We start from the raw sequence: 13091 nt of genomic DNA, 5'->3' as shown, positions 1-13091 counted from the left end.
TTTTACTACTATGGGATTCATGTTGAGAGTGGCTTAGTCAGTCCTGACCAGCATGAGGAGTTCCTCAATGATGGGGAGCAACACCATGCGGATCTGGCAGAGTTCCTCCGTGGTATCCAGAATGGAGCCATGCATGATGACGGCCCGAACCCACTGCCTAACGAAGACAGTGCACCAGCAGCCTTTGACTTTTCGACCATGCGTCCAGGTCGTATCTTTACCATGGCTGGGGAACGATACCGCTATCTTGAAGATATGGATAACGGAAACCATATGATTATTCGGGATGATGCGATACGTGATATTAACTTTTACAATCAAGAAGGAGCTATGGACGATTGGTATAGCACACTTTCCCAGGAAGTTCAGGACATGGTTCAACCCGTGTCAGATAGCTTTGACACAGGTCAGCTTCTTCCTGAAGACATTATTTGGGATGATGATGAAAGTCGGTGGATGATTACTAACCTTGCTGCCCTTAATATTGCAAATGATGTGACTGAGATTGATCCAAGTGGTAGTCCTCGTGCTTTTGTTCTTTCCGTTGCAGATGTGTTACGCTTATCAGGTCCAGGGCGAGGATTTCCTACCGCCTTGGAACGTGGACATGGAGCGTTAGGCTGGTGGTGGACACGTACTCCATGGCTTCCAGGACGGGCTTGGCGTGTAGGAAACCGTGGAGGATTCGCGGGACCAGATTCTATAGGTATTGCGAATTCTACTGGTAGCATGCGTCCTGCTCTGATTATCAATCAAGGAAACTGATCTGTTACAAAAATTTAGAAACCTGCCTCCCTTAACCAAAATTACAAAAGGAAAAAGTCTGGGATAAAAGTCATAGTGAGTTGATTTTACCCAAAGCCATAAAAAACTCGCGGAATAAAACAGCATTCTTGTATGCCGTTATTCCGCGAGTTTTCATTGTTTTGGCTTGGCGCTTCTTAAGCCTGTATGATAGAGTGGGGCTGTTTTTTTATGATATGAGTCATCAATCCTCGTTAGCCCCATAAACTGAGCGAGCTTCGACAAGTTTGTCTTGCCGATGTGCCTGATAAAATTCTTCAAGTTTCGGAGTAACAGTTGGTGCAGTAGCATTGAATGCTTTTGCCTGTTGAATCGCTTGAGGAGTGGGAGGAGAAACGAGCTGGGGTAACTCAGGTAAAAGAGGGGTGTGCGGCAGTGCTGTACCAGAGAAAGCGAACGGAGTTATATTTCTGCCCTCATTCATAAATCTGATGGTATTGTTGAGCAGGTAAACACGCATGTTGTTTTCTTGTTCGATTGGGGCGGCTGGGATATAATATTTACCACTCATATCAGGGCTTCCTACCCAAACAGCAGTAGAAACACCAGTTGATGTAGCAGCCATCCAAGCATCAGGAGCACCTTGGCTACGGGCAGGTTCTGTGGCAGTCTCCGGGAAGTTAGAAAGTCCGGACTTTGTAGCAAAGGCGTTGGGCCATTGTGGCTGGGCAGCTAGGGGCTCAGAACCGTTGGGTTGTGTCACATTTTGCATGAGATTGACCAGCGCGCGCGCTGTTGAAGAACTCATGGCGCGTTGCGCTTCAGGCTGGTTGAGGGGAACTTCTTGACCATTCACACTAACAGAAGCTATGGCAGTAGGTACGACACGTACACCATCATTTCCAATAGCAGAGTAGGCAGAAGCAGCTTGTAGAGGTGAGAAATCATAACTGATTGAATGTGATTGATCATAGTGATGTGAGGCAATACCTAAAGGTCGCATGATACTATTTTTTTGATCGTCATTAGTCATATCAAAAGTTTGAAGTGCAGCAGAGTTCAAAGAATTTCCGAGAGCAAAACTTGCTGGGACTGGACCATAACTTTTGCCGCCGTAGTTCATCAAAGGTTTACCATTCGCGTAAGTTGTCGCATTACCGTTCAGAATGCTGTTTTCGTTAATATAACCATATTCAAGCGCTGGAGCATAGTCTAACAGTGGCTTGATTGTTGAACCAGAAGATCGGACAGAGGATATAGGAAGCTGTGGATTATCCGAATTTGTATTGAGCGCTAAGATATGTCCTGTCTTGGTGTCAACCACAGAGATGGCTGTTAGAGCCCCCTCAGGCAGTTCATTACGAGGAATATTAGATACATCGGGCGCAGTATGGTTGGCTACAGTTTCTAGATAATCCAGATGCCCTTTTGTGGCATAGGTTTTGACGACAACTTTAGCATTTCTTGGCAAGGCCAGCTGTCCAAGCTCTTTTTGGACTTGAGCGATATAAGCTTGATAAGCATGAGGAATGCCTTGGGTATAATTTGGATTGAGTTTGAGCTCTTTTTTTACTGCTTCAGCACTATCCTTGTATTCTTGCTCAGAAATAATTTTGCTAGACTTCATGACAGCCAAGACAGTGAGTGCGCGTTGCTTCCCAGCGCCTGAAAAATCTTGAACATAAGTCGAAGGAGCTTGTCCAAGGCCCGCTAAGTATGCAATTTGTGCAATGTAGAGGGGAGTCCTTTCGTCAGTCATCATTGGTGTGGAAAAAAGGTTATTCCAAGCTGCTCCTGGTCCAATAGTATCGGGAGTTAAGCGCAGGGTGTCAAGATAACTTGTCAAAATATCATTGCGCGAATAACGTTCGGCAAGGCTATGTGCATCAATTAATTCAACAATTTTACGAGAAAGGGATTTGTCTGCGTTAAAACCGCCATGAGCAATATTTTTGGCTAACTGCTGATCAATGGTTGAGCCACCACGTGGACCACGTGCAAGGTGTAAACGCGTGAGGACTTCAGACAAAATCGCATTGCTGACGCCTTTTATTGAATAACCCTTGGTTTTACGGGAATAGAAGTCACTGTCCTCAACTGCCACTAATGCTTTTGTATAAAGCTCGGGAATGTTTTGGTCCTTACCGGAAAGTTGTGCGGGAATGTATTTGTAAATATTTGAGGACTCTTGAAGAGCTTCTCCATTAATATCTGTGATTGTAAAAGATTGAGAAATCGCTTGCGGTGAAGGTTTCAGTTCGATCCTGTGAGCATTGTGCGACTCCTTATCCAAGAGATAAACGGCACCAACGGCGCCAACAGCTGTGAAAAACAAAAGGACAAGGAAAAAAATGGATAGGGCACGGAGTATTCTTTTTTTAGTCATTCTTCCTCTCCTTTATTTTTATCATCATCATTATTCGCTTCTGTTTTGTCATCCGTTTTTGAGTCTGTTTTTTCTTTTTCTCGTGTTTGAACGGTGACAGTTTGCCCTTTCATAATCCGTGTATAATCTGAAGAAGCAGGACTTTGCTGAGTGATTATCGCTGTATCTTTATCCTCAAACTGTGTAGGAACTTTAATCTGAAAATCTGTCTGGGCAATTTTCCTCGCCTCAGCCAAAGTTTTTCCTTTCAGGTTCGGGAGAACAACACTGGCGCTTTTTAATTGCTCTGATTTTTCGATTTTCTTTTGAAAGGCAGTTAACTCTTTGATACGTGCCTCAACGGTTTCTTTTTTGCTCAAATATGTGTTGACTTTATTGAAAACAGGAATAAAGTCCTCCATAAGCGTATTGTCAGTCGCAATTTGGCTAAATTGAAGACGGCTAATTGTACTGTAACTGTTTGTGTAATTCACAAACTGAGTAAAGTTATTGAGAAGAGCATTTGCTTGGTGGAGTGTCTGAATAGAGTCTATAATGGTTGATTGAGAAACAGCATCCTCATCCTCAATGTAAGATTGAATACTTTTTTCAGTTTGTTGGGCCAACTGATTTGCTTTTTCAATAAATTGAGGAAGCTGTTCTGCTTTTAAAGACCCCGTATCCGCTTGAAGCTCTTGAACGGCGCGAGATAGGCGAGCATTTTCATAAATCTGAGACAGTTGAGTCATCTGCTCATCGCTTGCCCCAAGAGCTTGCTGTAGCTGCTCTTGACTCTGAGAGAACTGCTCCTCAGACATTTCGCCATTTATGATACGGTTGATAAGTTTTTCATTAACCATTAAATTTTCAGCGAGTTCACTGGATGCATTGCTCAGATAGACATCCAGAGCATTATTTTTTAATTTTTTGATATAGTCGTTATCATCAGGTCGGATATTTGTTGTTTCGATAATTTCTTTTTGGGACATTGACTGAAAGACAGGATAGTCGCGAAAGAGAATCTGTCGCCCGAGTAGTCCAGCGATTATGATAATGCCGCTCAAAAGAAGGACCAGTACAATAATAACTTTGTTGAAGACTTGTTTTTTCATCTAAAACCTCATAAGTATTAAGCTTAATATAGGCATTAAGCTCCTCCATTATATCACACCATGCAAGATAACAATCATCAAGTGCAAGTGGAGGAAAGGAATGCAGTTTTTTTGCTGGAAAAATGGCCGTTTTCATCGCATATCTGCTGAGGTTTAGCATAGGATAGTTCTGGCTCGATAATGTTATGCTTCTTGAGTGGTATAGCAACTGTTCTTGCTCAGAGGAAAAGGAAAAATATGATAGAATTGTTTGTATGAATATCGAGTCAAAGATTAAAGATTTAACGGAGCTATTAAATAAATATGCTTACGAATACTATACCTTGGATAAGCCCTCTGTAGAAGACGCGGAGTATGACCGTCTCTATCGTGAGCTAGAGACACTGGAACAAGAAAATCCTCACTTGGTACGTGCGGATTCTCCGACCCACCGTACCGGAGATGTTGTCTTGGCAGGATTTGAAAAATATCAGCACGAATACAATCTCTACAGTCTGTCTGATGCTTTTTCACGTGAAGAGTTAGAAGATTTTGACGAACGTGTGCGTAAAGTTATTCCGAAACCTGAATACATTTGTGAATTAAAAATAGATGGTCTTTCACTTTCCTTGAAATATGCAGAAGGGAAGCTTGTAGCGGCAGCGACACGCGGTGATGGAACTGTCGGGGAAAATATCACAGAAAATGTTAAGAGAATCAAGGACGTTCCTCTTGTTTTGAAGGAACCTGTCGATATCGTAGTGCGTGGTGAGGCCTACTTGCCTCGGAAAAACTTTATAAAACTTAATGCAGAACGTGAATTAGAAGGCAAAACTTCTTTTGCCAATCCCCGAAATGCCGCGGCTGGCACCCTTCGTCAATTGGATACCAAAGAAGTGAGTAAGCGTGGTCTAGCAACTTTCCTTTATCAAGAGGCCAGTCCTGCGACAAACGAAACGCAGGAAGAAGTTTTAGAGTATCTGGAAAAGCTAGGTCTAGTTGTTAATAAAGAACGCGTTTTTGCGAGAAATATTGATGAAGTTTGGAGCTTTATTGAGCGTGTTGCCACTATGCGAGATACTTTGGATTATGACATAGACGGTGTCGTTGTTAAGCTTAACAATCTCGCAGAACAAGAGGAGTTAGGTTTTACAGTTAAAGCGCCGCGCTGGGCCATTGCTTATAAGTTCCCGGCAGAGCTTGCAGAAACCGAGATTTTGTCTGTGGATTGGACAGTGGGACGGACGGGGGTCGTGACACCAACAGCTAATATGGAACCTGTTAGCTTAGCACAGACAACAGTGTCGCGAGCAACCTTGCATAATGTAGACTATATCAAAGAGAAAGACATCCGTCTGAAAGACAGAGTAATGATTTATAAAGCTGGTGATATTATCCCAGCTGTGCAGCGTGTCTTGCTTGATAAGCGTCCCAAGGACTCTGTGGAGATGGTTATTCCAAAATATTGTCCAGAGTGTGCTTCTGAACTTGTGCACTTTGAAGATGAAGTTGCTTTACGCTGTATCAATCCACTGTGCCCTGCACAGAATCGCGAGAAACTCATTCATTTTGCCAGCCGAGGTGCCATGAATATTTCTGGCTTGGGTCAATCTATCGTGACACAACTTTTTACCAATTCTTTAGTCAAAGATGTCGCAGATATTTATAAGTTACAGCTGGATGAATTATTAGCCTTGGACAAATTTCAAGAAAAATCCGCTACAAAATTACTGGCAGCCATTGAAGCTTCAAAAGGAAATTCAGCAGAGAAACTTCTTTTTGGTTTGGGGATTCGTCATGTGGGGGCAAAGGCAGCAAAGTTACTTCTTGAACGTTTTGGTAACATTCGTCGTTTATCACAAGCAAACTTGGAAGAAATTTCAGAAATTGCGGGTTTAGGTTCGGTAATTGCAAAAGCAGTAACGACATATTTTGCAACAGAAGGTGCACAGCTTTTACTCAATGAATTAGAAGAAGCTGGTGTAAATTTTGAATATCTTGGTGTTAAACCAAAAACAGACAGTATTTTATCAGGAAAAAGAGTTGTATTAACTGGAAAATTGACATCAATGACACGAACAGAAGCTAAAGAAAAATTAGAAGTTTTGGGGGCAAATGTTGCTGGATCAGTTTCTAAGAAGACGGATCTGGTTGTTGCAGGTGCAGATGCGGGTTCAAAGTTAACTAAGGCACGAGACTTAGGCATTGAAGTCTGGTCAGAAGAGGAGTTGCTGAATTTATGAAAGCAAGATTGATTTACAATCCGAGCAGTGGACAGGAAATTATCAAGAAAAATGTGGCTGACATTTTGGACAAGCTGGAAAGTTTTGGATATGAGGTTTCTGCTTTTCAAACGACCCCTGAGCCACAGTCGGCTCAGAAAGAGGCTGCACGTGCGACTAAAATGGGTTTTGACCTGATTGTGGCAGCAGGTGGTGATGGAACAATCAATGAGATTGTCAGTGGAATTTCTCCCTTTAAAAAAAGACCCAAGTTGGCGATTATTCCAACTGGAACGACCAATGATTTTGCGCGTGCACTCAAAATTCCTCGAAATAAACCCTTGGCTGCCGTTGAAATGATTGGCAAAAATCAAACGCTAAACATAGATGTAGGTCAAGTCAATGACGGAGAATACTTTATCAATATTGCTGCCGGAGGTAGTCTGACAGAACTCACTTATAGTGTGCCGAGTCGACTGAAAACTGCTTTTGGCTACCTGGCTTACTTAGCAAAAGGTGTTGATCTTCTGCCACAGATTAGAAAACAAAAGGTCAGAGTGACTTATGATGACGGCGTATTTGAAGGTGAAATTTCCATGTTTTTTGCTGCCCTAACAAACTCTGTTGGTGGCTTTGAGAAGATTGCGCCTGATGCAAAATTAGATGACGGTCTATTTACACTGATTTTAGTGAAAACAGACAATCTTTTTGAACTACTCGCCTTGATTTCCATGGTTATTAAGGGCAGTCATGTTGACGATGTGAATATTGAATACTTGAAAGCGAGCAAAATAAAGATAGAACCACTCACAGATAAAAGGATGATGATAAATGTAGATGGTGAATACTGCGGTGACGCACCAGTAACCTTCACCAACCTTCATGGTCATATCGAAATTTTTGTTAATCTTGATGAAATTAATAATAATCATTATTCAGATGATGAGAAAGGTCTAGCTTTAGAAGCTGTTGCCCAAAAATTTGCAGAAGAAGCTGAGCAACTCAAAGAAGAAAGTGAATAACAAAGGTACTTCGTCAAACAGTGTGTTTGGGAACTAAGTCATAGGTGTAACGAACAACAGAAGAACAAGTGGATACTTGGCATGAGGGTCAACCGCACCAAATATTGTCGCGCTATAACAAATTATACTGTGCATAATGTACAGTTTTTTTGTACAGATTTTACATTGATTGACGGAAGCGTTTGCATTAAAATGAATATAGTATCAAATATAAAAAGATGAAGGAGAAACAATGACAACACTTAAATTAGATAAAGTTTACAAAAAATATCCCAATGCTACTCAATATTCTGTAGAAGATTTTAACCTAGATGTAAAAGATAAAGAATTTATCGTTTTTGTTGGACCATCAGGATGCGGAAAATCAACAACATTGCGTATGATTGCGGGACTCGAAGATATCACAGAGGGAGAATTTACCATTAATGGAAAACTGATGAATGATGTTGCGCCAAAAGATCGTGACATCGCTATGGTTTTCCAGAACTATGCGCTTTATCCACATATGACAGTCTTTGACAATATGGCTTTTGGGCTTAAACTCCGTAAATATAAAAAGGAAGAGATCAAACAGCGGGTCGAAGGAGCAGCTAAAATTCTTGGACTGACAGATCTTCTTGATCGTAAACCCGCTGATATGTCTGGGGGACAACGCCAACGTGTAGCCATGGGACGTGCTATTGTCCGTGATGCCAAGGTCTTTCTCATGGATGAACCTCTGTCTAACTTAGATGCAAAGCTTCGTGTTTCGATGCGTACAGAAATTGCTAAACTTCATCGTCGCATTGGTGCAACTACAATCTACGTCACACATGACCAGACAGAAGCGATGACTCTTGCTGATCGTATCGTTATCATGAGTGCATCACCAAATGCAGATAAGTCAGGAACAGTTGGGCGTATCGAGCAGGTGGGAACACCTCAGGAACTTTATAATGAACCTGCGACAAAGTTTGTTGCTGGCTTTATCGGCAGCCCAGCCATGAACTTTATAAATTTAAAAGTTGAGGGAGATACGCTAAAAGGAGATGGCATCAGTTTGCTGCTGCCAGAAGGTAAGCATAAGCTTTTGAAGGAAAAAGGCTACTCTTCTAAGGAAGTTATTATGGGTATTCGTCCCGAAGATATCTCAGCTTCAAGCATTGCGGAGCAAGCTTATCCTGGCGCCCAAATAGAGACAGAAGTGACTGTTTCAGAGCTTTTAGGAGCAGAAACAATGCTCTATCTTAAGGCAGGAGATACAGAACTTGTCTCTCGTGTAGAAGCAAGAGACTTCCGTCAGCCTGGCGAAAAAATTACTGTGACACTTAATCTTAATAAAGCACATTTCTTTGATAAGGAAACAGAAGTGCGCATTGCTGAAGACTAAATAAATTTATTTACAAGATGTAGAATATGTAAGAATGCCCAGAGAGGGCATTTTTTCTTGGCGAGTAAAAAAACGTTTTAGTTCTTGATAGTGCGTAGGAAAAATGCTATGATGAAAGCAGTTTGTGCGAGGAGAAAGATGAAAAAAATAACTATTAAAGATGTGGCAAAAGCTGCAGGTGTGTCCATTAGTGCGGTTTCTCGCGTCTTTAATGGCTACGAGGATATCAGCGAAGAAACTCAGAAGAAAGTTTTTGCTGCAGCCGAAAAATTAGAGTACACTCCTAATAGTGCAGCGCGGCACTTATCCACCAAAAAAAAGAAAATCATTGCACTTGTTTTGAACGAAATAAATGTGACACGTGGCGTTGCGATGCCTCTCGAAATATTGGGAGGAGTCATTGATAGTGTTGACCAAACCGATTATGAATTCATGTTTATCCCAACAGATCGTAAAAAACAGGAAAAAAAGTCTCTCCTGCAGCTGGCTCGAGAATATGATATTTCAGGTATTATCATTCAAGGATTACGGACCTCGGATCCGTATTATGGAGAGCTGTCCGCCTTACCCTTACCCATTGTAGGAATTGATCTTGCTCTGGATGATTTGAATATCGGATCAGTAGCTGTCGACAACTATGGTGCTTCGATTGAAGTGACGGAACGCTTGATTCATGCAGGCTATAAGAAAATTCTTTTTGTGAATGGGTCTAAAGAAGCTGTGGTTTCGCAAACACGTGAAGCTGGGTATCGAAAAGGGTTAGGACAGTATAAGCCATATGTCCTTTATGCCGATTATCAAGAACAAAAAGCATTTGATTTAATTTGTGAATATCCTGATTTGACACAATTTGATGCTATCTATGCAGCGAGTGATTTGATGGCAATAGGAATTATTAAAGCATTAATTCAACGTCAGATGATGAACGAGATTGCTGTTGTTGGCTTTGATGATATCACCTTGGCCTCATATATTACGCCAACTTTAAGTACGGTAAGACAAAATATTAGTGAAATTACAAAAAATGCTGTTTCGGATGTCATTGAACAGATAGAAGAGGGACGAGTGAGAAAGCGGCTGGTCCCTTATGAAATTATTGTTAGAGAAAGTGCACAATTCTAGTGAGTGTACTTTTTTCTTGATTAAAAAGTAAAAAAATTTACCAGAAGCACTTGACAAATGACAGCGGTTACATTATACTGTAATTAGCTAAACCGTTTTAGGAGGCAGAAATGAAATTTTTACTCATGATTCAACGGCTTTTAGCCAGTATGATTGATCTCATCATTATCTATTTGCCAGTCTTACTTATAAGCAGTAGTTTATTTCGAAGACTGGATAGCTTTAATCAACTTATAGCAGCATTGATTTTCATCATCTACAACGTATTGGCAGTGACAAGCTTTGAGGGAAAAACCATTGGTAAATATTTTGCCAAGTTGCGTGTACAAGCTTTTTCAAAAAATTTAGCAGATGTCGCACAAAGAGAGGGCATTAAGATTTTATATTTGCTGCCTTTAGCTGGTTGGTTCTTTATTATCGTGAGTCTTGTGACTTATAGCTTAAGAGGTCAATTTTTACATGACTGGCTTGGAAAGGGACAGGTGATTATCAATGGTAGATAACTTATCAACATGGTCCTTAATATTACCTTTGATAATTACGGTACTTGTAAGCTATGGTATTGCGTGGTATTATCGAGAAAATTATGATCCTAAATATTATTTAAAGGCCTATGTGTTTTATACGATTCTATTTTTAATAACAAGTCCGATATGGCACATTCCTCTTATTTTGATTTTGGGTATTTTGCTCTTAGGAGCAGTAATCCTTGTTTTCAGGAACCAACACTATTTTGACAAATAATTTTTCAGCCAAAACTAAAACGTTTTAGTAAGGAGATTAATAGACAAATGAGCGCAAAAATGATTTATGGAGATTGGACAATTAGCCAAGAGGGCTTCGATGTTCGCTATCTCGGGAAAACGGAAAGTATTATGTGCTTGGGGAATGGTTATGTCGGCTCGCGCGCTGCAGAGGAAGAGTCTTATGTCGGTCAAAGCAGGGATACATTCGTGTCAGGAACTTTCAACTATTTTGATGAAAATGAAGTCACTGAGCTGCCTAATATCCCCGATATTTGGAGCATGGATTTTCAGATTAATGGACAGCCGTTTTCTCTGTTGACAGGAAAAATTGAGGCTTATAAAAAAACACTGGACTTAAAAAGGGGTCTTCTCACGCGAGAAGTAAGTTGGTCTAAAGACGATGTGTCCCTAAAGATGACCTTTAAACGATTCATTTCGAAAAAACGTCGGCACTTTATGGCTTCACAAGTTCATATCGAAAATCTTGGTTCCCCTGTTTCCATTAGCATCAAAACAGGTATCAATGGTCAAGTCTCGAATGAAGGAAGTCAACATTTTACGGAAGGTGAGAAGGGACTTGTTGATGGCAAGATTTTACAAATGTGTCCACAAGCCACGCACCGTAAACTGGATGTTGTCATCTCAGCTTGTCATGAATTGAAAGGTGTCCCAGCAACAACGCGTCCCGAAATTGGACGACGTAGTTTCTCTATGAACTTTGATTTTAAACTTGCAGAAAATGAGCAAGTCAGCTTAGAGAAGCGTGCTTCTATTTATACCAGTATTGATAATGATAGCGACAACCACAGTATTCAAAATATGCGCAATGTGGCTGTAAGTGAGCTTCAGGACTTGGAAAAACAAAGTTTTGAAGAGCTGCTCGCTGAATCTGCTCAATCATGGGCGATGATTTGGAAAAAACATCCTATAAAAATAACCTCTGACCACCCGCGTGACCAACTGGCGATTCGTTTTGCTAAATATCATTTACATAGCATGGTACCTGCACATGATGAGAGGATGAATATTGGAGCTAAAGGCTTATCCGGCCAAGGTTATAAAGGGCATACCTTTTGGGATACAGAAATCTTCATGTTGCCTTATTTTACTTTTACGCATCCAGAAATTGCCGAGAAGTTGCTGACCTATCGCTATTTAGGATTAGAAGGTGCCCATAAAAAGGCTGCTGACAATGGTTACGAAGGCGCTCAATACCCATGGGAAGCCGCTTGGCCTACAGATGGCGAAGTGACACCGGTCTGGGGAGCAGCGGATATCGTAACAGGAAAGGCCATGAAAATTTTATCTGGTTTTATTGAGCAACATATCACCTCAGATGTAGCTTTTGGGGTAAAACAATACCTCGATGTGACAGGAAATCAGGATTTTGCAAATGAAAAAGCTTATGAAATATTGATAGATACCGCTAAATTCTGGGCTTCAAGGTTGGAATACGATTCTCCTAATGACCGGTATGTCATCACAAATGTTATGGGGCCGGATGAGTATAAGGAAGAAATTGATAATAATGCTTATACGAACTACACGGCGCACTGGAACATCTCCTATGTTATTGATTTAATTGGACATTTGAAGGCTGAAAAACCTGAGGTCTATGCAAGATTAGATAAGGAATTTAACTTAGAAGCGTTAAAGGCAAATCTGAAAGCAAAGGTTGATAAAATTTTCTTGCCTCAGCCTACAAGTGCTGGTATTATTCCACAAGATGATACCTATTTAAGCAAGCCTGAGCTAGATTTGACCAAGTATAAATCAGCAGATGGCGTTGATGGGCTCTTCCACGACTATAATTTGCACCAAGTCAATGGCTTCCAAGTGACCAAGCAAGCCGATGTACTGTTGCTCATGTTGCTGTTTGAAGGATTGTTCGAGAAGGAGTTGAAGCTTAAGAACTTTGATTACTATGAGCCAAAAACGACACACGATAGTTCGCTGTCGCTTTCGACGCACGCTATCTTATCTGCGGACTTAGGCAAGCTTGATCAGTCCTATGACTTTTTTAAGCAAGCGATAAATATTGATATGGGAGAATATATGAAATCTTCTGACCCCGGCATTCATGCAGCATCTTTAGGAGGGATATGGCAAATGGTGGTGTTTGGCTATGGCGGCGTTCGTATGATTGAAGGTGAGCTACGCATTGAACCAAATCTACCTCAAGCTTGGTCTCATTTATCATATGGTTTCGACTACCAAGGACAAGCCATTTCTGTTGAAATTGGCGAAGGAAAAATGGTTCTGACAAAAGCAGAAGGACCTGCTCTGCAATTTATCCATCAAGATCAAATCATGAATCTTGAAGACACATTAACAATTACGCTATAAATTAGGCATTTCTGCCTCTAAAATAAAGGAGTTTTTCAAACTTGAATTTATAATTTAAGTGCAA

The 13091-nt window shown here is 40.9% G+C and carries 8 protein-coding genes and 1 pseudogene; 7 read left to right on the top strand and 2 right to left on the bottom strand.

Annotated elements, in window-relative coordinates; translation table 11 throughout:
* Nucleotides 1-765 (top strand): annotated as a pseudogene (locus B4H39_RS10170) (hypothetical protein); the annotation flags it as partial.
* 223 nt (nucleotides 766-988) lie between these two features.
* On the opposite strand, the gene B4H39_RS10165 reads toward B4H39_RS10170, so the two are convergent.
* Both B4H39_RS10165 and B4H39_RS10160 read right to left on the bottom strand, forming a co-directional pair.
* Complete coding sequence (locus B4H39_RS10165) at nucleotides 989-3130, bottom strand: transglycosylase domain-containing protein (RefSeq protein ID WP_251423701.1); 2142 nt, start codon at nucleotides 3128-3130, stop codon at nucleotides 989-991.
* Nucleotides 3127-4221 carry a PASTA domain-containing protein gene (locus B4H39_RS10160; RefSeq protein WP_251423704.1) on the bottom strand — a complete coding sequence of 365 codons (1095 nt, stop codon included), beginning with the start codon at nucleotides 4219-4221 and terminating at the stop codon, nucleotides 3127-3129. Before B4H39_RS10160 ends, B4H39_RS10165 begins: the two co-directional genes overlap by 4 nt.
* Before the next feature lie 260 nt (nucleotides 4222-4481).
* Between B4H39_RS10160 and ligA the strand changes: the two genes are divergently transcribed.
* The 6 genes from ligA (at nucleotide 4482) to B4H39_RS10130 (ending at nucleotide 13027) form a co-directional block, all read left to right on the top strand.
* Nucleotides 4482-6443, top strand: coding sequence for an NAD-dependent DNA ligase LigA (gene ligA, locus B4H39_RS10155; protein WP_251423724.1), 1962 nt, complete (start codon nucleotides 4482-4484; stop codon nucleotides 6441-6443).
* Entirely contained in the window at nucleotides 6440-7444 is a 1005-nt protein-coding gene (locus tag B4H39_RS10150; protein WP_251423709.1) for a diacylglycerol kinase, read from the top strand. The genes ligA and B4H39_RS10150 overlap by 4 nt, the downstream gene beginning before the upstream one ends.
* Nucleotides 7445-7676: 232 nt before the next feature.
* On the top strand, nucleotides 7677-8813 hold the full coding sequence (locus B4H39_RS10145) for an ABC transporter ATP-binding protein (protein ID WP_251423712.1): 1137 nt from the start codon (nucleotides 7677-7679) through the stop codon (nucleotides 8811-8813).
* Between the two features lie 138 nt (nucleotides 8814-8951).
* Complete coding sequence (locus B4H39_RS10140; RefSeq protein WP_251423715.1) at nucleotides 8952-9935, top strand: LacI family DNA-binding transcriptional regulator; 984 nt, start codon at nucleotides 8952-8954, stop codon at nucleotides 9933-9935.
* Nucleotides 9936-10045: 110 nt separating this feature from the next.
* Nucleotides 10046-10438, top strand: coding sequence for an RDD family protein (locus B4H39_RS10135; RefSeq protein WP_251423718.1), 393 nt, complete (start codon nucleotides 10046-10048; stop codon nucleotides 10436-10438).
* 288 nt (nucleotides 10439-10726) lie between these two features.
* Nucleotides 10727-13027 (top strand): glycoside hydrolase family 65 protein, encoded by a 2301-nt coding sequence (locus B4H39_RS10130; RefSeq protein ID WP_251423721.1) that lies wholly within the window; start codon nucleotides 10727-10729, stop codon nucleotides 13025-13027.
* The last annotated feature ends 64 nt before the right edge of the window (nucleotides 13028-13091 follow it).

Origin of the sequence: Lactococcus sp. UBA7128, from assembly GCF_002492185.1 — a bacterium.
In the GTDB taxonomy this organism is placed as follows: Bacteria; Bacillota; Bacilli; order Lactobacillales; family Streptococcaceae; genus Lactococcus; species Lactococcus muris.
The sequence above is the reverse complement of the archived record's forward strand: the minus strand, read 5'-3'. Positions and strand labels throughout refer to the sequence as shown.